General features: G+C 75.2%; 18 protein-coding genes. 8 read left to right on the top strand and 10 right to left on the bottom strand.

Translation table 11 applies throughout. The features are described 5' to 3' along the window. Positions 1-97 precede the first annotated feature (97 nt). Positions 98-1,063 carry an alpha/beta hydrolase gene (locus ACIBQ8_RS12655; RefSeq protein WP_397191980.1) on the top strand — a complete coding sequence of 322 codons (966 nt, stop codon included), beginning with the start codon at positions 98-100 and terminating at the stop codon, positions 1,061-1,063. Here ACIBQ8_RS12655 and ACIBQ8_RS12660 read toward each other — a convergent pair. Continuing rightward, on the bottom strand, positions 1,041-2,165 hold the full coding sequence (locus ACIBQ8_RS12660) for a helix-turn-helix domain-containing protein (RefSeq protein ID WP_397191981.1): 1,125 nt from the start codon (positions 2,163-2,165) through the stop codon (positions 1,041-1,043). The two genes, ACIBQ8_RS12655 and ACIBQ8_RS12660, sit on opposite strands and share 23 nt — an antisense overlap. A 66-nt stretch (positions 2,166-2,231) precedes the next feature. On the opposite strand from ACIBQ8_RS12660, the gene ACIBQ8_RS12665 reads away from it, so the two are divergent. Genes ACIBQ8_RS12665 through ACIBQ8_RS12675 form a run of 3 tightly spaced genes read left to right on the top strand, consistent with a single transcriptional unit; the run spans position 2,232 to position 5,165 of the window. Further along, positions 2,232-3,332 (top strand): acyl-CoA dehydrogenase family protein, encoded by a 1,101-nt coding sequence (locus tag ACIBQ8_RS12665; protein ID WP_397179594.1) that lies wholly within the window; start codon positions 2,232-2,234, stop codon positions 3,330-3,332. Positions 3,333-3,351: 19 nt separating this feature from the next. Then, positions 3,352-4,356 carry an acyl-CoA dehydrogenase family protein gene (locus ACIBQ8_RS12670; protein WP_397179595.1) on the top strand — a complete coding sequence of 335 codons (1,005 nt, stop codon included), beginning with the start codon at positions 3,352-3,354 and terminating at the stop codon, positions 4,354-4,356. Continuing rightward, the gene (locus ACIBQ8_RS12675; protein ID WP_387681852.1) at positions 4,353-5,165 is read left to right on the top strand and encodes a TIGR03619 family F420-dependent LLM class oxidoreductase; all 813 of its coding nucleotides are present in this window, start codon (positions 4,353-4,355) and stop codon (positions 5,163-5,165) included. Before ACIBQ8_RS12670 ends, ACIBQ8_RS12675 begins: the two co-directional genes overlap by 4 nt. 75 nt (positions 5,166-5,240) lie before the next feature. On the opposite strand, the gene ACIBQ8_RS12680 is transcribed toward ACIBQ8_RS12675, so the two are convergent. From ACIBQ8_RS12680 to ACIBQ8_RS12710, 7 genes are all read right to left on the bottom strand, one after another. Next, the gene (locus ACIBQ8_RS12680; protein ID WP_397191982.1) at positions 5,241-7,457 is read right to left on the bottom strand and encodes a CHAP domain-containing protein; all 2,217 of its coding nucleotides are present in this window, start codon (positions 7,455-7,457) and stop codon (positions 5,241-5,243) included. A gap of 268 nt (positions 7,458-7,725) precedes the next feature. After that, positions 7,726-8,475, bottom strand: coding sequence for a glucose 1-dehydrogenase (locus ACIBQ8_RS12685; protein WP_397179597.1), 750 nt, complete (start codon positions 8,473-8,475; stop codon positions 7,726-7,728). Then, a complete protein-coding gene (locus tag ACIBQ8_RS12690; RefSeq protein WP_397191983.1) occupies positions 8,462-10,543 on the bottom strand; it encodes an acetate--CoA ligase family protein in 2,082 nt (693 codons plus the stop codon). Before ACIBQ8_RS12690 ends, ACIBQ8_RS12685 begins: the two co-directional genes overlap by 14 nt. Next, positions 10,540-12,054 carry a class I adenylate-forming enzyme family protein gene (locus ACIBQ8_RS12695; RefSeq protein WP_397179599.1) on the bottom strand — a complete coding sequence of 505 codons (1,515 nt, stop codon included), beginning with the start codon at positions 12,052-12,054 and terminating at the stop codon, positions 10,540-10,542. Before ACIBQ8_RS12695 ends, ACIBQ8_RS12690 begins: the two co-directional genes overlap by 4 nt. 16 nt (positions 12,055-12,070) lie before the next feature. Further along, positions 12,071-12,394, bottom strand: a complete 324-nt coding sequence (locus ACIBQ8_RS12700; protein ID WP_358000513.1) for a VOC family protein — start codon at positions 12,392-12,394, stop codon at positions 12,071-12,073. Further along, on the bottom strand, positions 12,391-12,753 hold the full coding sequence (locus ACIBQ8_RS12705; protein ID WP_397179600.1) for a Zn-ribbon domain-containing OB-fold protein: 363 nt from the start codon (positions 12,751-12,753) through the stop codon (positions 12,391-12,393). Before ACIBQ8_RS12705 ends, ACIBQ8_RS12700 begins: the two co-directional genes overlap by 4 nt. 10 nt (positions 12,754-12,763) lie before the next feature. Further along, positions 12,764-14,665, bottom strand: a complete 1,902-nt coding sequence (locus ACIBQ8_RS12710; RefSeq protein ID WP_397191984.1) for a protein kinase — start codon at positions 14,663-14,665, stop codon at positions 12,764-12,766. A gap of 168 nt (positions 14,666-14,833) precedes the next feature. Between ACIBQ8_RS12710 and ACIBQ8_RS12715 the strand changes: the two genes are divergently transcribed. Together ACIBQ8_RS12715 and ACIBQ8_RS12720 are read left to right on the top strand one after the other, a co-directional pair. Then, positions 14,834-15,424, top strand: coding sequence for an isochorismatase family cysteine hydrolase (locus ACIBQ8_RS12715; RefSeq protein ID WP_397179602.1), 591 nt, complete (start codon positions 14,834-14,836; stop codon positions 15,422-15,424). Beyond that, the gene (locus ACIBQ8_RS12720) at positions 15,424-16,161 is read left to right on the top strand and encodes an SDR family NAD(P)-dependent oxidoreductase (RefSeq protein ID WP_397179603.1); all 738 of its coding nucleotides are present in this window, start codon (positions 15,424-15,426) and stop codon (positions 16,159-16,161) included. Before ACIBQ8_RS12715 ends, ACIBQ8_RS12720 begins: the two co-directional genes overlap by 1 nt. A 14-nt stretch (positions 16,162-16,175) precedes the next feature. Here the strand turns inward: ACIBQ8_RS12720 and ACIBQ8_RS12725 are convergent, their stop codons facing one another. Next, the gene (locus ACIBQ8_RS12725; protein ID WP_397191985.1) at positions 16,176-17,408 is read right to left on the bottom strand and encodes a serine hydrolase domain-containing protein; all 1,233 of its coding nucleotides are present in this window, start codon (positions 17,406-17,408) and stop codon (positions 16,176-16,178) included. A 29-nt stretch (positions 17,409-17,437) separates the two neighbouring features. Here ACIBQ8_RS12725 and ACIBQ8_RS12730 point away from each other — a divergent pair, with 29 nt between their 5' ends. Beyond that, entirely contained in the window at positions 17,438-18,346 is a 909-nt protein-coding gene (locus tag ACIBQ8_RS12730) for a cyclase family protein (protein ID WP_397179605.1), read from the top strand. 4 nt (positions 18,347-18,350) lie between these two features. On the opposite strand, the gene ACIBQ8_RS12735 is transcribed toward ACIBQ8_RS12730, so the two are convergent. Further along, positions 18,351-19,484 (bottom strand): cytochrome P450, encoded by a 1,134-nt coding sequence (locus ACIBQ8_RS12735; RefSeq protein WP_397191986.1) that lies wholly within the window; start codon positions 19,482-19,484, stop codon positions 18,351-18,353. Between the two features lie 87 nt (positions 19,485-19,571). On the opposite strand from ACIBQ8_RS12735, the gene ACIBQ8_RS12740 reads away from it, so the two are divergent. Continuing rightward, positions 19,572-20,174, top strand: coding sequence for a TetR/AcrR family transcriptional regulator (locus ACIBQ8_RS12740; RefSeq protein ID WP_397179607.1), 603 nt, complete (start codon positions 19,572-19,574; stop codon positions 20,172-20,174). Positions 20,175-20,187 lie beyond the last annotated feature (13 nt).

Below are 20,187 nucleotides of genomic sequence, written 5' to 3' on the forward strand. Positions count from 1 at the left end.
GGGCGCGCAACGGCAGCCGGATGGCGGTTGCCGCACCGTCGCGCGAAATCCGACCATCGAGGGGTACGGCAAGCCCCCTCCGTGGAAGGAAGTCCTCATGGCGTTCCACCCCAACCTCGATCCGGACCTGCGTGCCGCCCTGGAGAACGCGCCGTTCCCGGCGTTCGACGTGACGGCCCTCGACGCGGAGGAGCTGGCCGGGCACCGGGCCCAGATCCACGCGATGCTGGCCGCCATGCCGCCCGCCGAGACCGAGGTGCGCATCGAGGACCGCCACGTCCCCGGCCCCGACGGCGAACCGGACATCCGGGTCCGCGTCTACCGTCCCGCGCAGGACGGCGCCGGCCGGCCCGGCCTCTACTGGATCCACGGCGGCGGCATGATCGTCGGCGTGCCCGAGGTGGACGAGGCCACGATGATCGACTACGTCGAGCGGCTCGGCGTCGTCGTGGTCTCCGTCGACTACCGCCTGGCGCCCGAGCACCCGCACCCCGCGCCGGTCGAGGACTGCTACGCGGGGCTGGTGTGGACCGCCAAGAACGCAGAGGAGCTGGGCATCGACCCCCCCCGGCTGGCCGTCGGCGGGGCCAGCGCGGGTGGGGGGCTGGCCGCCGGGACCGTGCTGCTCGCCCGCGACCGGGGCGGCCCCGAGGTGGTCCTCCAGATGCTGATCTGCCCGATGCTCGACGACCGCAACACCACCCCGTCGAGCCTGGAGTTCACCGAGGCCGTGGTCTGGGACCGGGCCGCGAACCTCTACGGCTGGTCCGCCCTGCTCGGCGATCGGGCGGGCGGCCCGGACGTCCCGCCGTACGCGGCGCCGGCGCGGGCCGAGGACCTGTCGGGGCTGCCGCCCGCGTTCGTCGACGTGGGCGAGCTGGAGGTGTTCAGGGACGAGGACATCGACTACGCACAGCGGCTCGCGCGGGCCGGGGTGTCCACCGAGTTCCACCTCTACCCGGGAGCCTTCCACGGGTTCGACGTCATGGTGCCCGACACCCCGCTGAGCAGGCGGGCGCGGGAGACCCGGCTGGCCGCGCTCAGGCGGGCGTACCGCCTGTAGCGGTGGCGGCGTTCGCCAGCAGGCGCAGCAGGGCCAGGGCGAGGTGGGCGCGCAGGCGTCCGGCCGGGTCGGCGAGGGAGAAGCCCAGCACCGACTCCGCCCGCGCGATGCGGCCCGCCATCGAGCTGTGGTGCAGGTGCGCCCCGGTGGCGGCGGCGCGGACCGAGCCGGCCGAGCACAGCGCGCGCACCGCGAGCAGGTGCTCCTCGCTCAGCCGCGCCATCGCCCGCACGTCGGCCAGCTCCGCGACGGCCGGGCCGGGCAGGTCGGCGAACAGCGCGAGCGCGCCGAGATCGGTCCAGCGCACCACCCGGTCGTGCGGGCCGGTGAAGCGCAGCGCCGTGCGGGCCTTGGCCCACGACTCGGCGGCGTGCGACCCGGGCAGCTCGGGGCCGATGCCCACGCGGGCGCCCTCGGGCAGCTCGCCCTCGACGGTGGTGGTCACCAGCGCGGCCTGGGTGTCGCCGATCCTGGCCGTACGCACGTGGTGCCCCATCGCCCGCAACCCGGCCGCGACCGCGTCGCCGGGGAGGGCGAACGCCATGGCCTGGAGCGGGGTGGATGGCGCGAAGCCGAGCAGCCGCAGCGCCCGCGCCCGTTCCGCCTCGCCGGTCTCGGCCGACAGCACCAGCTCGACCAGCGCCGGGTCCCGGCCCTCGCGGGCCTGCGCGGCGGCGCGTTCCAAGGTCAGCTCGGCGGCGGCGGCGAACCGTTCGAGCACGATGTCGTCGAGGCCGTGGGGGACGCCCTCGCGTTCCATCCACACGCTGCCCAGCCCACCGCTCAGCTCCCTCGCCCGCACCCCCTCCGCGAGCCCCTCCCCGGCCTCCGCCGCGGGCCCCTCCCCGGGCCCTTCCGCGGGTCCCTTCCCGGCGCGCGGTGCCGGCGCGTCGGTGGCGCGGCCGTCCGGGCCGGTCCGGAGGCGCCGGCCGGCGGTGGCGTCGTGCAGGCCGACCGGACAGCGCGCCAGCCGCGCGGTGGCCGCGAGCAGCACGGGCACGGTCACGTGGTCGCGCACCAGCGAGTCGAAGTAGGCGATGACCCGCACCGCGCTCTCGGCGTCGGTGTCGAGCGTGGAAAGCCGGAGCAGCAGACCCTGCACGACGTCCACACTAGGCCGACGGACGGCGGCCTGGCCAGTAGACCAAGCGTGCGCTAGTTTGGTTTCGTGGATCTCGACTTCTCCCCGGCCGAGCTGGACTTCCGCGCCGAGGTTCGCGACTGGCTGGCCGCCCACGTGCCCGAGCGGCTCCCGCCGATGGACACCGGCGAAGGCTTCCGGGCCCACCGCGCCTGGGAGGCGCTGCTGGCCGGCGAGCGGCTGTCGGTCGTCTCCTGGCCGCGCGAGTACGGCGGCCGGGCCGCGTCCCTGATCGAGTGGCTGATCTTCGAGGAGGAGTACTGGGCCGCCGGCGCCCCCGCCCGGGTCAGCCAGAACGGCATCTTCCTCCTGGCCCCCAGCCTCATGCGCTTCGGCACCCCCGAGCAGCGGCGGCGCTGGCTGCCCCGGATGGCGACGGCCGAGGACGTGTGGGCGCAGGCCTGGTCCGAGCCCGAGGCCGGCAGCGACCTGGCCGCGCTCACCGCCCGCGCCGAACGCGCCGACGGCGGCTGGCTCCTGTACGGGCACAAGACCTGGAGCTCCCGAGCCGCCCACGCCTCCCACGGCTTCGGCCTCTTCCGCACCTCCGGCGCCAGGCACAAGGGCCTGACCTACTTCCTGTTCCCCCTCGACGAGGTCGCCGTCCGGCCGATCGCCCAGCTCGACGGCCTGCCCGGGTTCGCCGAGCTGCACTTCGACGGGGTGTTCACGCCCGACTCCATGGTGCTCGGCGAGCCCGGCGACGGCTGGCGGATCGCGATGTCCACCACGTCCTCCGAACGCGGCCTGACCCTGCGCAGCCCCGGCCGCTTCCTCGCCACCGCCGACCGCCTCCTCGACCTGGCCCTGGACGCCGACCCCGCCCTCGCCGACCGGGCCGCGCGCTGCTGGACGGCGGCCGAGGCGTACCGGCTGCACACCTTCGCCACGGCCCGCCGGATCATGGCCGGAGACGAGATCGGGGCGGCGGCCAGCATGGGCAAGGTCTTCTGGTCGGAGCTGGACCTGCGGATGCACGAGCTGGCCATGGAACTGCTCGGCGACCGCGCCGGCGGGACGGCCTGGCTGGACGGCTTCCTGTTCTCGCTGGCCGGGCCCATCTACGCGGGCACCAACGAGATCCAGCGCAACATCATCGCCGAGCGTGTCCTGGGCCTGCCCCGATGACCCCTCTGGAGTCGCCCTCATGCACTTCGCCTTCACCGACGAGCAACTCGCCCTGGGGGCGACCGTGCGCGACGTGCTGCGGGCGCACTGCCCGCCCGGCGCGCTGCGCACCGAACGCCGTCCCGCCTGGGACCGGCTCGCCGAGCTGGGGTTCTTTGGGCTGCTGCTGCCGCCGGAGCTCGACGGGCTCGGGCTCGGGCTGACCGACGTGCTGCCCGCGGTCGAGGAGACCGGGCGGGCCTGCCTGCCGGGGCCGGTGGTCGAGACGGCGGTGGCGGCGGCGTTCCTGACGCCCTTCCTCGCGCCCGAGGCGTCCGAGACGGCCAAGCCGGCCGAGCTCGCCTCGGGCGGGGTGTGCGTGGGGGTGCTGCTGCCGGGGGAGGCGTACCTGGCCGACGCCGATCTCGCCGACGTGCTGGTCGTGGCGCGTACGGGGGAGGGGGTGCGGGTGCTGCCCGCGCACGAGGCGCGGCTCACCGCCGTGCCCGGGGTGGATCCGTGCCGGCCGCTGTTCGACGTGGCCTTCGAGCCGTCCGGACGGGATGAGCCCGGCGGGGACCGGGTGGCGCTCGCGGCGCGGGCCGTCGCGGTGGCGACCGCCGCCCAGCTCGTCGGGGTCGCGCGGGAGCTGCTCGCGGTCTCGGTGTCGTACGCGGGGGTCAGGAGGCAGTTCGGCGCGGCGATCGGGTCCTTCCAGGCCGTCCGGCACCGGCTCGCCGACGTGGCGGTCGCCGTCGAGTTCGCCGCGCCGCTGGTGCACCGCGCGGCGCTGTCCGTCGACCGGGACGCGCCCACGGCCGGGCGGGACGCCAGTGCCGCCAAGGCCGCGGCGGGCGAGGCGGCGACGCTGGCCGCCCGGGTCGCCCTGCAGACCCACGGCGCGATCGGTTACACCGAGGAGCTGGACCTGCGGTTCTGGCTCGCGCGGGCCTGGTCCCTGTCGGCCGCGCACGGCACCACCGCCGCCCACCGCGAACACGTCCGCGCCTGCCTGCGCGCCCGCGACCTGCGGAGGTACCCGTGAAGTACGGCGTGCCGCTGGGGCTGCTGCACCCCGACGCCTGGAAGGACGTGGCCGTGGCCGCCGACGAGCTGGGGTTCGAGTCGGTGTGGCTGCCCGAGCACCTGGTGTTCGCCACCGACCTGTCGCTCGCCGTCTACCCGGGCACCGAGGACCCCGGCATCAAGCCGACGACCCCGCTGTTCGACGCCCCGGCCTACCTGTGCTGGCTGGCCGGGCTCACCACCCGCGTCCGGCTCGGCACCGCCGTGCACCTGCTGGCGCTGCGCCACCCGTTCGTCTCGGCCCGCGCCTTCGCCACCCTGGACGTGGTGTCGGACGGACGGGCGATCTGCGGCGTGGGCGCGGGCTGGTACCGCGGGGAGTGGGCGGCGGCCGGGCTGCCCTTCGAGACCCGCGGCGCCCGGCTGGACGAGGTCATCGAGATCGTCCGGCGGCTCTGGACCGAACCCGTGGTCGCCCATTCCGGACGGTTCTACCGGTTCCCGGAGGTCGCCTTCGAGCCCAAGCCCGTGCAGGGGCGGCTGCCGGTGCTGGCCGGCGGGGAGTCGGCGGCGGCGCTGCGCCGGGCGTCCCGGCTGTGCGACGGGTGGATCAGCATGCCGCACACGATCGAGTCCATCAGGCCGCAGCTCGCGCGGCTGGGGGCGGGGGTGCCGGTCACGGCGCACGCGTACGCGCTGGGCTCGCCCGGCGAGGTGGCCGCCTGGGCGGAGCTGGGAGTGGAACGGCTGATCGTCCGGCCGTGGACGCGCAGCCGGGACGCGGTCACCCGCCTGGCCGCCTTCGCCGCCGACTACGACGTGACCTGACCCCGACGCCGCCGCGCCGCCGTTGGCCTGGCCTTTTCCGCGGCCTGGCCGCGTCCGGTCGCCGGCGGGCCGTCCTCAGGCGGGCTGACGTCCCCAGTCGGGGGTGCTGACGATCTCGCGGGTGGGGGCGCGGTGACGGCGGCCGCGCAGGGGGGCGTCCTGGACGAAGGCGTCGATGGTGCTCGCGCGGCCCTGCGGGTGCTGCGAGACGGCGACCCCGGCGCTCATGGCGGGCGCGGCAATCCCCGCGGTCCCGGCGGTTCCGGCGCGACGGTGGCGGCGGCCGCGCGGGACGGAGTCGGCGGTGAACTCGTCCATGAAGAAGGGGTGATCGGAGGCGTACGCGTCCGGGACCGGCTCGCTGCGGCGGCGGCGGCCCTGGTACGTCGCGCCGATCCCGGACGCCTGGGCGGCCCGCGGCGTCGTCCTCGTGCGGGCGGCGACCTCGGCGCCCGGACGGGGGCTGGGAGAGAAGGCACTGAACGTGCTCGTCGCCGGGGGGAGCGAGATCGGCACCATGGGGCCGGTGTCGAACATGGGCTCGAAGGGGGCCGTGTCGGGCGCGGGCCGGAACGAGGCGCTGTCCAGCCGCCGCGGCGGGGCTGCCCGGTCGGTGAACGCCTCGAACGCCTCGAACGCGTCCGCACCGGCGGCGAGCTCGGCGCCGCCGGCGGGGCCGGGCTCGGGGACGGGGGCGGCGAACTCGAAGGTGCGGCTCCGGCCGCCCTCGAAAGAGCCCGCCCCGAGCTCGAAGCGGCCCTCCTGACCGGCCTCGGGCGAGGCGGCCGCGAACTCGACGGCGTCCTCCCGGCCGGTCTCGGGGGAGCCCGCGGCGAGCTCGAAGCGGTGCCTCCGGCCGGTGTCGGGCGAGACGGCCGCGCGTTCGAAGCCCGTGCCGGAGGAAGCGGCAGCGCGTTCGAAGCCCGTGCCGGAGGGAGCGGCGGCGCGTTCGAAGGGGGTGGTGGGCTCGGCGCCGGTGCGCGGCGAGGAGGGGCGGGTGTGCTCGTGGCGCGTCTCCGCGGGACGGCGGCGACGCCGGTGGCGTGAGGGCGCGGCGTGGGTGCCGCGCCTGGGACGCGCCCCCGGAAGGGGCACGGCGACGGGCACGGGAACCGGCAGAGCGACGGGCACGGCGATGCCGGCGGTGACACCCGCACTGACGCCCGCTGTGACACCCGCACTGACGCCCGCAGCGGCGCCCGCTGCGACGCCCACGGAGGCGCCCACGGAGGTGCTCTCCGGCGAAGTGACGTTCAGCGCGGCGATGCTCAGGGTGACGCCCTCGTCCGCGGAAAGGGCGGCGGCGCGTACGCGGGCGGCCTTCGCGGCGGCCGCCGGACGGAGGCGGCTCTGACGGGTCTTCGCCAGGGCGACGAGCGCCAGCGCGGCGATCAGCGCGGACCCGACCAGCGACGGGGAGCCGATCGCGGGAATCGAGCCGGTCGAGGAGGCGTCCACGAGCGTGGGCAGGGGCTCGGCGGTGGCGGACGTGGTGTCGGCGGTCGTCGCCTTGGCGTGCTTGGACTTCTGTCCCGACCTCCCGGCCGCCGCCGTCGGCGCGGGCGCGGCCCCCGTCGCGGGCGAGGCGGACGCGGACGGCGCGGCGGCGGGCGCCGGCGGCGAGGACGCCGTGGTCCTGGCCGGCTCGCCGGTCTTGGTCTTCGGACGCGCGGCGAGCGGGGCCTCGGCGGCGCGCTCCTGCTCGACGTGCGGGATCAGGGAGGCGAGCGAGTCGGCGGGGAGCTGGAGCGTTCCCACGTCGGTGCCGGGCCTGGCGGGCGTCGCCGCCTGCTCGTCGGCCCGCTTCTGGGCCGCTTCCTCGTCGAGGCGGGCCTTGACGCGCTCGGGGTAGCCGTAGCCGACGACCTTGCTGGTGTCGCGCTCCTTGCGCTTGGCGACGCCGCCGTCGATGTTGCCCTCGATGGTGAAGATCGTGTCGCCCTCGACCCGCGTGACGATGCCGACGTGGTCGATATTGTCGATCTTGCCGCTGCCGCTCCAGTCGTAGAAGACGAACGCGCCGGGCTTGGGCGTCTTCCCCCAGGCCCCCTGGGCCTTGAACCATTCGGCGTGCCGTACGGTCCAGGCGAACTGCCCGATCCACTCCTGGTAGCCGAGCTTGTGCGCGGCCCAGGAGAGGTACATGTCACACCAGGGTGCGGCGGAGTAGTCGGCGTCGAACTCGACGGTCTTGCCGTACCAGTCGCCGAACTTGGTGTACGCACCGGCCTTCTCGGCGTAGCCGAGCTGGCTCTCCAGCAGGTCGATGTACTTCTGCATCTCGGGCGTCATGGAAGTATGGGGGAACCTTCCGGTCAAGATCCGGATTTATCCGCACATACTCGGGTACACGGGGGTAACCCGGGACATGTGTGGCAAAACCGGAAACCTGTAGTCTTCCGTGCGGTGCGAGGTTACCGCTTCGTGACCAAGGTCAAGCACGCCCCAAGAGACGGTAAAGACGTCACCGGGCGCATATCCGCAGCTCAGCCAAGCTGTCGAAGCCGCCCAGGGTGGGTGATTTAACAGGAAAAGAGCCGCGTGTCGCAGCGCCGGGAGTCTAGTAACCGGCCCCCGTCAGCAGCCCTCCGTCCACCGTGAACTCGCTGCCCGTGCAGTAGCTGGCCCGGTCCGAGGCCAGGAACGCCACCACGTGCGAGACCTCCACCGGCTTGGCGAACCGCTTGATGACCATGGACTTCACGAACGCCTCCGCGTCCACCTCGGCCATCAGGTCCGGGTTCACCGCCATCGCCGTGTTGATCGCCCCCGGATGCACCGAGTTCACCCGGATCCTGAACCGGGCCAGCTCCCGCGCGGCCGACTTGGTCAGCCCGCGCACCGCGAACTTCGAGGCCGCGTACGCCGACAGCCCCTCCGCCCCGACGAACCCCTCGATCGAGGAGATGTTCACGATGGCGCCGCGCCCGGCCGCCTTCATGGGCTCGATCACCGACTTGACCCCCAGCCAGGTGCCCTTGAGGTTCACGTCGATCACCCGGTCGAAGTCCTCGGGCGCCATGTCCTGGATGCGGCCGTAGGTGAGGATGCCGGCGTTGTTCACCAGGACGTCGAGCCGCCCGTGCAGTTCCGTGGCCGTGCCGACGGCCCGCCGCCACTCCTCCGGGCTGCGCACGTCGTGCCGCACGTACGCGGCCCCGGTCTCGGCGGCCAGCGCCTTGCCCTCCTCCTCCAGCACGTCGCCGAAGACCACCCGCGCGCCCTCTTCGAGGAACAGGCGCACGTGCGCCTCGCCCATGCCCCTGGCCCCGCCCGTGATCAGCGCGACCTTGCCGTCAAGCAGCCCCACGACTACCTCCTGCCGCGACGGCCGCCGCGGCCGCCTCCATGGAGCGGTAGACGGGGACGCCCGCCGCCGCCGCGATCCGCCGTACCTCGTCCTCCACGCCCGCGGGCGCGCACTCGCCGTTCCTGGTGACGAGCGTGATCCTGACCCGCGGCAGCGCCTCCTGCGCGCCGGCCAGGGCCCGCGCGTAGGCGTACAGGGGCTCGGCCGCGTCGCCGTAGGTGAAGAAGCTCTGCACGTTCACGTGGGCGACCACGTCCGCGTACGGCTCACGCCGGACGATCGCCCCGATCACCTCCGCCACCAGCCCCGGACGCCCGCGCGGCCCCACCGGCACCTCCAGCGGGTTGCCCGCGGCGGCCAGGCCGAGCCCGTCGAGCGCGTCGAGCACCGGGTCCGGCAGCGGGGCCAGCCGCACCCCGGCCCGGTCGAACGCGTCGGCCGCCAGCACCCCCGCGCCGCCGCTCGGCCCGATCACCAGCACCCGGTCGCCGTCCGTCACGCGGGAGCCGTGCGCCTGGAAGAAGGCCAGCACGCCGATCAGGTCGTCCTGGGAGGAGACCAGCGCCGTGCCGGTCTGGGCCGCGACCGCCGCCCACACCCGCAGGTCGCTCACCATGCCGCCGGTGTGCGAGAGCGCCGCCCGCTGCCCCTGCGAGCTGCGCCCGCCGACCAGCAGCGCCACCGGCAGCCCCGCCGCACGAAGCGCCTCGTGCAGCTCCCGGCCGCCGCGCGGGTCCTCCAGGTAGAGCCCGACGGCCCGCGTCTCGGGGTCGCGGGCCAGCCAGGACAGCAGCTCGGCGGGGGTCACGTCGGCCGCGTTCCCCACGGTGACGACCCGGCTGAACGCCAGCCCGCGCCGCTCCCCGACCTTGATCACCTCACCCGCGAGGCCGCCGCTCTGGGAGATCAGCGCGACCGTCCCCGCCGGTCCGACGCCGCCGCCGACGAACGTCTGCCGGCCGCGCGGGCAGTACACGCCCATGCAGTTGGGGCCGAGCAGCCGGGTGCCCGCCGCGCGGGCGGCCCCGGCCAGGTCGCGTTCCAGGTCCGCGCGTCCGGCCTCGCCGAACCCGCCGCTCATGACCTGCACGTACGGGATGCCGGACGCCTGCCGCACGACCTCGGCGCACCGCTCGGCGGGCACCGCCACCAGCGCGTAGTCCACGTCGGCGGCGGCCAGCGACGGCACCGCGGGCACCCCCGCCACCTCGGCGGCCGACGGGTGCACGGCCACCAGCGGCACCCCGGCGGCCCGGTAGAAGTCGAGGAACATGTTCCCGAAGTTCGGCCTGCTCGCCGAGGCGCCGACGACGGCCACCGCGCGCGGCTCGAAGAGCGGCAGGAAGTCCGCGGGCTCGCGGACGGCGGGCGGGCGCGGCCGGCCGGGAAGGTGGCGCGCGTCCACGGCGGTCACGCCGGACGGGGTGGCGATGACCGGGTTCAGCTCGAACTCGCCCAGTTCCAGCCGTTCCCACAGGCCGCCGGGGCCGCCGACCGTCATGAGCAGTTTGATCACGGCGTCCACGTCCACGGGCGGGTGGCCGCGGTGGCCGCGCAGGAGGGCCGCGCCGCGCAGTTCGTCCAGCATGAGCCGCGCGTCCGGCTCGGAGATCGGGCAGAGGCGCAGCGCCGTGTCGCGCATCGCCTCCGTCCAGACGCCGCCCAGCCCGGCCAGCAGCACCGGGCCGAACCCCGGATCGCCGACCAGCCCGACGATCAGCTCCACCCCGGCGGGCGCCTGCTCCTCGACCAGGAACCCCTCCACGTCGAGCCGGGAGCGCATCTCCGCGGCCGCCGCGGCGAGGTCGTCCGCCCGCAGGCCGAGCCGTACGGCCCCCACCTCCGACTTGTGCACCAGCCCCGGACCGAACGCCTTCAGCACCAGCGGCTCGGCCAGCTCCCCGGCCGCCGCGAAGTCCAGGCCGCGCACCACGACCCCGCGCGGCACCGGCACCCCGGCCGCCGCGACGAGCGCCTTGACCTCGTGCTCGCGGGGGACGCGAGGGGTGTCATGGAAGTCATGGGGGGCGCGGGGGAGGTCCCGGCTCCCGTGCACTGGGGCGCTCACCCGAGCAGGTGCCCGTGCTGCTCGCGGATCCGGCGGCGCAGCAGCTTGCCGGGGCCGCCGGAGGCGTCCTGCGAGTGCGGCAGCTCGCCGGTCACCACGATGTGGTCGGGCCGCTGGTGCGGGGGCAGCGTGTCGGCCAGGGCGAGCGACAGCTTGGCGGCGTCCAGCGACTGCCCGGCGCGGGGCACGACCGCCAGCAGCACCCGCTGCTCGGCCGCCCCCTCGGGGACGCCCACCGCGCCGGCCTCCGCCACGCCGTCCAGGGCCGAGACGGCCTCCTCGATCGTGGCGGGCTGCGTCCACTGGCCGTGCTTGAGTATCGAGTCCTCGCGGCGGCCGAGGACGCGCAGCACGCCGTCGGCCGACAACGTCCCGAGGTCGCCGCCCACGTACCACTCGCCGCGCAGGACGCCGTGGTCGTCCGCGCCGTCGTAGCCGGCCATGCGGTGCGGCCCGGCCAGGTTGATCTCGCCGACCTCGCCCGTCACCGCGGCCCCGGACGGGCCGGTGATCCGTACGGCGTTGCCCGTCCGCGCCCGCCCGGACGACCCGAGCGGCGTCGAACCGTCGTCCACCCGGCCCATGCACGTGTACGGCGCCTCGGTCTGCCCGTAGTAGGAGTAGACCCCGGCCCCGGGCAGCCTGGCCTTGATCCGGTCGAGCATGGTCGCGGTCAGCGGCTCGCCGCCCAGCATGATCACCTGGATCGACGACAGGTCCACCCCCTCGTGCTCGGACGTCCCCAGCAGCGCCGCGTAGAACGACGGGATCTGCGACACGTGCGTGACCCGTTCGCGCGGCACCACGCGCAGGAAGTTCGCCGGCCCCCAGTCCTGCTCCAGCACCAGGCGCATGCCCGCGTACAGGGCGGGGCCGACGATGGCGGGGAAGCCGATGCCCCAGATGATCGCGCCGGTGCCGAACACCGAGTCGGGGCCGCGCGGCACGTCCAGCCAGATCTGGGCGGTCGCCAGGGAGGAGGCGTGGGTGTGCACGACGGCCTTCGGCAGGCCGGTCGTGCCGGAGGTGTAGTAGAGGGCCACCGGGTCGTCGTGGAACCCGCCCAGCGGCGGCTCCTCCTCCTGGCCGCCGGTCAGCTCCCCGGCGTCGATCCAGGTGGTGACCTGCGGGAGGGCGTCCCTGATGCCGTCGACCAGGCCGGCGACCGTGGAGTCGTACACGAAGGCCGTGCAGCCGGAGGCGGCCACCACCGCCCGCAGCGTCTCGGCCGGCCAGTACGGGTTGAGCGCCGCCGTCACCGCCCCGATCTTGGCCTGGGCCAGGTAGACCTCGGCGACCAACAGCGTCTCGTTGAGCAGCGCCGCCACCCGCTGCCCGGCGGTGATCCCGGCCGCCAGCAGCGCGTTCGCCCGGCGGTTGACGGCCCGGTTCAGCTCGTCGTAGGTGAAGCTGCGCTCGCCGCAGTACGTCAGCGCCACCCGGTCGGGCGTGCGCAGCGCTCCCGCGGTCAGGATCGCGTGGCCGTAGTTGCCGTAGGGTGATCGCGCCATGGGGGGTGCCTCCAGGTCAGAGGGGCGAGTAGAGCACGAACGTGTTTCCCGAGGGGTCGCGCAGCACGGCCCGCCTCTCGTGCGGCCCGTCCTCGGGCGCGCGCACCACCTCGGCCCCGCGCGCCGCCATCTCGCGTACCGCGACCGCCACGTCGTCCACCTTGTACGACGGCGCCGCCGACGCGGTGACGTGCTCGGCCGGACCGGCCAGCGCCACGGTGACGCCGCCGCCGTCCAGCGCGGCGAACCTGTCGCCGTCCCTGAACTTCACCGGCAGGCCGTAGAAGGCGATCGCCTCGTCCAGGTCGGCTACGGGGATGAGCACGTTGCCGAGCTTCACACGGGCCTCCAATGCGGCAGATCGTCCACGAACGTCACCCGCACCGGCATCCCGACGCGGACCTCCTCCGGCGCGCACCCCACGACGTGCCCGAACGCGCGCACACCCTCGTCCAGGTCCACCCACGCCGGCACGTACGGCTCCCGCCCCCGGTAGCCGGGCGCGAACGACCGGTGCACGACGGTGAACGTGTGGACCGTCCCCGTGCCCCTGGCGGGCTCGGCGGCCAGCTCGCCGCCGCCGCACGCCGGGCACGACGGCTCGGGCAGGCAGCCGCGGCGGCCGCAGGACACGCAGCGCTGGATCACCAGCTCGCCACGCGCCCCCGCGGCGCCGGTGGGGGAGGTCTCACCGCTCATCGCTGCCAAGCTAGCGCACGCTTGGTTCCCGAACAAGAGCCCCCACGCGGCTCCGGTGCTCCTGGTGACCGGGCACCAGGCCGCCCTGCCCGGAGGGGGAGTGCGCCGGGGCGGCCCCCGTGGGGTACGTGGTCCCCGGCGTGGGATGCGCCACGGGCCGGCCGCTGATCGGCGGCGTCGCGCCGGGGGCCGGACGGTCCACGGGCTGCTCGACCGTGGGGGAGGCGGTGCCGGTCGAGGGGCCGGTCGGGGGGCCGGTCGGGGGGCCGGTCGGGGTGGGCGGTCCTGAGCGGGTCGGTGGTGGGGCGGTGCAGGCGGGGCCGTCCACCGCGACCTCGCTCACCTGCGGCCCGTTGACCGCCGCCGGCTCGGTCATGACGATGATCCCGAGGTAGGCCCGCACCCCGCAGTCCACGCCCCCGGGATCGTGCCGGACCCCGCTGGTGTAGGCGGTGCTGCCGCGCAACGTGAGGGTCTCCCGCCGCACGGTGGTGACCGGCCCGTCGCCGAGCCGCCGCGTGTACGCGATCCGCAGCCGCACCGGCCCCGTGCCGTCCGCGGACACCCTGATCGCGCCCGCCGAACCGCTCCACCGCGCGATGCTCGCCTCCCGTACGGCGGGCGGCGTCAGAGCGGTCCCGCTCTGCGCCCGCGTCGGCACCGGCGGCGTCGTCGTCGGCGGGGGCGCAGCGCTCGTGGGGGCGGGCGGCCCTGTCGGGACGCGCGGCCCGCCGGTGGGGGCGGGCGGCGACGCGCTCCCTCGGCCCGTGGCGGGCGGGCTCCTGCGCGGCGTCGGCGTGTGGGCGTCGACCGGCGCCGGGTTCAGCTCGCCCGACGGCCTCGGCTGCGGCATCAGGATCGTGCCCGCCCCCGGCGACAGCCGTCCGCCGGAGATCACCAGGGCGATGGCCACGGCGACCACCGTCGCGCCCGCCACCCACAGGTGCGGCGGCAGCGCGGGCAGCCGGACCGCCCGCCCGCGGATCCCGGCCGGGGCGCGGGCGTCCCGCTCGGTCCTGGCCGCCAGCGGGAAGCGCAGGGCCAGCAGCGTGGCCAGCTCGGCGAGCCGGCGGCGGCCCCGCTGCTCCCAGCCGGGCCCGTACCCCGCGACGGCGTCCTCCTCCAGCTCGGCCGCGAACTGCCGGGCCGAGGCGTACCGGACCGCCGGGTCCTTGGCCAGCCCGCGCCTGAGCAGGTCGCGCAGGGCGTCCGGGACCACCTCCAGCGGCACCGGCGCCGCCAGGTGCAGGTCCCGCAGGGCCGCGACGTCCTGCTCGCCGTCCCGCTCGCCGTCCGGGCCCTCCTTGTACGCCCGGTAGGGCGGCCGCCCCCTGACCGCCTCGAACAGCACGCAGGCCGCCGCGTACAGGTCGGCAGGGGGCCCCGCCCGTCCCTGCGTCCACAGCTCCGGCGACATGTACGCCGGGCTCCCCGCCGGCACCCCCGGCTCCTCGGCGTGCACGACCACCCCGAAGTCGGCCAGCTTGCTCGTGCCGTCCGCCTGGACCAGGACGTTCTCCGGCTTGACGTCCCGGTGCGGGACGCCCTTCTCGTGCGCGGCGGCCAGGGCGGCGAGGATGCCCTTGAGCAGCACCAGGGCCGCCTCCGGGGCCGTCCGGCCGTGCTCGGCCAGCAGCGTGCGCAGCGAGACGCCGTCCACCAGCTCCATGACGACGGCGGCCCGGTCCGGGGTCTCGACGTACTCGTGCAGGCGGACCACGTTGGGGTCGTCGAGCTCGACGAGGTGATGGGTGTCGGCCCTGAAGCGGTCCATGAACTCGGGGTCCCTGCGCAGGGTGGCGTTCAGGTACTTGATCGCGACGTAGGCGCCGGTGGACTGGTAGGTGGCGAGGAACACGCGGCCGGTGCGGCCCGCGCCGAGCTGACGAACTTCACGGTAACCAGGGACCAAGTCCAACCCCCATCAGCCATGCCGTCGTGCATTCGACGGTCTCACCCGGGGTGTGGGTTGTCACGTCTGGAGAAATTTCGCTCTTTGTGATGAAAGGTGGGGTCGTGGGGGCGGTGTTATGCTGTGGCGAACCCAAGCAAGCGCTCGGCTAAATGACGGAGGGTGCGGGTGGAGCGGTCGGCCGTGCTGGTGATGGAGATGCAGCGGGGGGTCGTCGGCGATCTCACGAAATTTCCGGATTTGGTGGCGGCCTGCGCCCGTCACGACGTCGTCCCCAACGCCGCCCGCGTCCTGGGCACGGCCCGAGCGGCCGGGCTCCCGGTGATCCACTGCACGGCCGCCTTCCGGCCGGACCGGGCGGGCTCGCACACCGGCAACTGCCCGTTCATCGTCTCCCTGCTCAAGGACCCCGCGCACATGCTGGAGGGCACGCCCGCCGTGGAGGTGCTGCCCGAGCTGCGCGCGGACGGCGACCTGGAGAGCCGGCGGCACCACGGGTTCTCGCCGTTCACCGGCACCTCGCTGGACATGACGCTGCGCTCGCTCGGCGTCTCGTCCGTGGTCGCGATGGGGGTCTCGCTCAACCTGGGCATCCCGGGGCTGGCGCTGGAGGCGGTCAATCTCGGCTACCGGGTGACGGTGGTGCGGGACGCGGTGGCCGGGATCCCCGAGGACTACGCCAAGGCCGTCCTGCGCAACACGATCGGCCTGCTGGCCACCCGCGTCGCCGCGGCCGACCTCGTCCGGGCCTGGACGTGATGGACGGCCTGCGCCTCGACGGCCGCGTCGCCGTCGTCACCGGCGGAGCGGGCGCGATCGGCACGGCCGTCGCGACCGACCTCGCCGCGCTCGGCGCCCGCGTCACCGTCGCCGACGTGGACCTGCCGGGGGCCCGCCGGACGGCCGCGGCGCTGCCCGGGGCGCGGGCGCTGGCCGTGGACCTGGCCTCGCCCGCCTCCGTCGAGGCGTTCTGCGCCGAGGCCGGGCCGGTGGACGTGCTCGTGCACAACGCCGGGGTGTCGGTCGTGCGGCCGTTCACGGCGAGCGACCCGGCGGACTGGGACCTCATGTGGCAGGTCAACCTGCGCGGCCCGATGCTCATGACCAAGCTGCTCCTGCCCGGCATGACGGCCAGGGGATGGGGACGGCTGGTGTTCGTCTCCTCCGACGGCGCCAGGGCCGGGTCGGGCGGCGAGGGCGCGTACGCGGCCACCAAGGCGGGGCTGTTCGGCCTGGCCAAGACGCTCGCCCGGGAGGCCGCCAGGGGCGGGGTGACCTCGAACGTCGTCTGCCCCGGGCCGACCGACACCCCGATGCTCCGGCGGATCTCCGAGGCCGAGCCGGGGCTCGTGGACAAGATCGCCAAGGGGATCCCGCTGCGCCGGCTGGGCACGCCCGCCGACGTCGCGGGGCTGATCGCCTACCTGTGCACCGACCGCGCCGCCTACATCACCGGCCAGACGCTGTCGGTGAGCGGCGGCGTGACCATGCAGTGACGCGCGCCGTGCGGTCACAGGGAGCGGTAGACGGCCTCGATCAGGCGCAGGCCGCGCAGGTTGCCGGTGAGGCTGTCGGCCATCCGGTTCATCACGTACCCGAAGGCGAGCTTGCGTTCGGGGTCGCCCAGGCCGAGCGAGCCGCCCATCCCCGAGTGGCCGAACGCGGTCGCCGACGGCATCGGGAACGTGAACGACGGGCGCATGTAGCCGAGGCCGAACGCGGTGTCCATGAACAGCACGCGGTCGGGGCCGCTGACGCGGGGGCGCAGGGCGTCCTGGAGGGTCGCCGGGCTCAGGAGGTCGCCGCCGACCAGCGCGCGGTAGAACCCGGCCAGGCCCTTGGCGGTGGTGACGACCCCGGCGGCGGGCCATCCGGCGCGCAGGATCACCGGGTTGTTCGCGCCGCCTTCGAGCAGGCGGATGGCCGGGTTGCCGAGCGCCCGGTTCATCAGGCTGCCGGGGTCGAGCGCCGCCCGGCTCATCTCGCCCAGCAGATCCCGCCCCCCACCGGCCCCCGGCCCGCTCCCCCCACCGGCCCCCGGCCCGCTCCCCCCGCCGGAGGGCGCAGGGCTCTCCGGGGCGGCCGCGGGGGTGGGGCTCTCCGGGGTGGGGCGGGGGCGGGCGGGGGCCTTGAGGCGGGCGGCGCGGGGGATCACGTCGTCGGGCGCGCCGACCCACAGGTCCAGCCCCAGCGGCCCGGCGATCTCCGCCGCCACCAGCTCGCCCACCGACTTCCCGGCGACCCGCCGCACCACCTCCCCGACCAGGAAGCCGTACGTCAGCGCGTGGTACCCGTGCGCCGTCCCCGGCTCCCACAGGGGCCGCTGACCGGCGAGCCGGGCCGCGATGGCCGGCAGGTCCTCGAACTCCGCCACCGGCACCGGCGTCTCGATCACCGGCAGGCCGCAGGAGTGCGTCAGCACGTGCTCGACCGTGACCGCCTCCTTGCCCCCGGCGGCGAACTCCGGCCACACGTCGGCGACCGGCGCCCGCACGTCCACCAGCCCCCGCTCGGCGAGCCGCAGCAGCACGGTGGCCGCCACCGCCTTCGTGCACGAGTACGCGAAGGCCGGCGTGTCGGCCTCCCAGGCGCGTCCCGTGTGCCGGTCGGCGACGCCGTCCCACAGGTCCACGACGAGCTCGCCGTCGAGGTGGACGGCCACCGCCGCGCCCAGCTCCTCGCCCTCGGCGAAGTTCCGCTCGAACGCCTCGCGCACGCGGGAGAACCGGGGATCGCAGTACATCAGACCTCCGCAGGAAAGGAAGCGCTTACTTGGTGCACGAGCCTAACAACTGGGGACGATTCGGCCCAGACGATCAGCGGGGCACCCTCAACCTGCTGACCCCCGCCGTCGTCCTGGAGGCCCTGCGCAGCGCCGTCACCGGCGAGGTGCTGAGCCTGGCCATGCCGATCAGGGGAGCCACCTCATCGGCGGCCCCCACGACCGTCCCCCACCTGCGGGGCCGTCCGCTGCCGCAGCACTTCATGTCCGTGGACGGCGGCGACTACGCCGCGGGCGCCCGGCCGGTCGGCGACGGCCTGCGCGTGGCCGACGACGCCCTGCTGGTCAGCCACCACGGCACCACCACCCACATGGACGCGCTGTGCCACATGTGGACCGGCGACCGGCTCTACAACGGCCACCCGGCCGCCCGCGTCCGCTCCTACGGCGCGACCAGGTGCGGGATCGAGCACGTCGGCGGCGTGGTGGCCAGGGGCGTGCTGTTCGACGTGCCCCGGCGGCTCGGGCTCGACCACCTTCCGGCGGACTTCCGGATCCCGGCCGGGCTGCTCCAGGAGATCGCCACGCCGCGTCCCGGCGACGTCGCGGTGGTCCGTACGGGATGGCCGCTGGTGTGGCAGCGGTCGCGCGAGGAGTACTGGGCGGGGCAGCCGGGGCTGTCGGCGGAGGCCGGCGCCTGGCTGGCCGCCCGGGACGTGTCGGCGGTGGCCTGCGACAACGCCGCCGTGGGCGGCCTGAACGAACACCAGCTCGCCGACGAGTGCGCCGCCGACGACCTGCACCTCATCCTGCTCCACCGGCACGGCGTCCACTTGATCGAGATGCTGTGGCTGGAGGAGCTGGGCGCGGCCGGGCGGACGGAGTTCGTCTTCGTGGCCGCGCCGCTGCGCATCGAGGGGGGCACCGGCAGCCCGATCACCCCGCTCGCCGTCCTGTGAGCGGTCACCAGGTGACGGGCAGGCTCCTGACGCCGTACACCGAGGCGTCGTGCTTGACCGGCACCTCGCCCGCCGGGACGGCCAGCCGCAGGCCGGGGAAGCGCTCGAACAGCGCCCGGTAGCCGATCCGCAGCTCGATCCTGGCGAGCTGCTGGCCGAGGCACTGGTGCACGCCGTGCCCGAAGGCCAGATGGCGGCGCGCCTCCGGACGGTCCGTGAGCAGCCGGCCGGGGTCGGCGTACACGGCGGGGTCGCGGTTGATCGCGGGCAGGGACAGGGCCACGGTCTCGCCCGCCCTGACCGTCACGCCCGCCACCTCCACGTCCTCCAGCGCGGCCCTGGACGGCGCGCCGAGATGCAGGATCGACAGCCAGCGCAGCAGCTCCTCGACCGCGCCCTCCTCGTACGGGCAGCCGCGCTCCAGCAGCGCGAACACGCCCAGCGCCAGCATGTTCGCCGTGGTCTCGTGGCCCGCCACGAGCAGGATCACCGCGAGCCCGGCGAGCTCGTCGTCGCCGAGCTCGCCGGTCAGGTCGCCGATCAGGCCGCCGTCCGGCTCCACGCGCCTGCGGCGGACCAGATCGCGCAGGTAGCCGGTCAGCTCGGCCAGCGCCCCCGCGCCGTCCGCGCCGAAGGTGACGAGCCGGGCGCTGAGCTCCTGGAACCGGTCGTGGTCGGCGTACGGGACGCCGAGCAGCTCGCAGATGACCAGCGACGGGATCGGCAGCGCGTACGCCGTCACGAGGTCGGCCGGCGGCCCGGCGGCGGCCATGGCGTCGAGGTGGTCGGCGGCGATGCGCTCGATCCGCGGTTCGAGCAGGCGCATCCGGCGCAGCGTGAACCGGCCGGTGAGCAGGCGGCGGTAGCGGGTGTGCTCCGGCGGGTCCATGGCCGCGAAGAAGCCCGGCGGGGCGGGGACGCCGAGCCCGGCGGGACCCCCGGGCGCGGCCCGGTGCTTGAGCTCCTGCCGGGCGCTGAACCGGGGATCGCCCAGCACCGCGCGGGCGGCCTCGGCGGTGGTGGCCAGCCAGCCGAGATGGCCGTCGGCGAACTCCAGACGGCTCATCGCCGGAAGGCCCGCCAGCCCGGCCGGGGGATCGAAGGGGCATTCCGCCGGGCGTTCAATGGGAAGTCGCATAATTGTGAGAGTAGACTCTCAAATAAGAGTTGCATAGCGCCTTTGTCGGGTGGACGCGCGGGACTCCCGCCCGGAGAATGCGGTGACATGAGCGAACGACCTGCCCAGGGCCTGCGCGAGCGGAAGAAGGCCAGGACCCGCGCCCTGATCCAGAAGGAGGCGCTGCGCCTGTTCCGCGAGCAGGGCTACGCGGCGACGACCGTGGAGCAGGTCGCCGAGGCGGCGGAGGTCGCGCCCAGCACCGTCTTCCGCTATTTCCCGACGAAGGAGGATCTGGTGCTGGTCGACCAGTTCCCGCCCTTCGTCGAGGCGCTCAGGGCCGTGCCCGCCGGGGTGGGGCCCGTCCAGGCCGTCCGCGCGGCCATGCGGGCGGTCACGGACGCCCAGACGCCGCAGGAGATCGCCGACGGCATGGAACGGGAGAAGCTCATGCTCACCGTCCCCGAACTGTGGGCGGCCAGCCTGGAGAACGTCACCGGCGTGCTGCGGACGCTGCGGGAGGAGCTCGCGGCGCGCCAGGGCCGGGACGCGGACGACCCGGAGATCAGGAACGTCACGGGGGCCGTCACGGGCGTGATGGTGGCCCTGTGGTTCGAATGGGTCCGGAACCCTGCCATGGACGGCCCCGCCGAGCTGGACAAGGCGCTCGCCCACCTGGAGGCCGGGCTTCCGGTGCAGCCCGGCCTGTAGCCCGGCCTGCGAG

This window comes from Nonomuraea sp. NPDC049646 (genome assembly GCF_044465525.1).
Lineage (GTDB): Bacteria > Actinomycetota > Actinomycetes > Streptosporangiales > Streptosporangiaceae > Nonomuraea.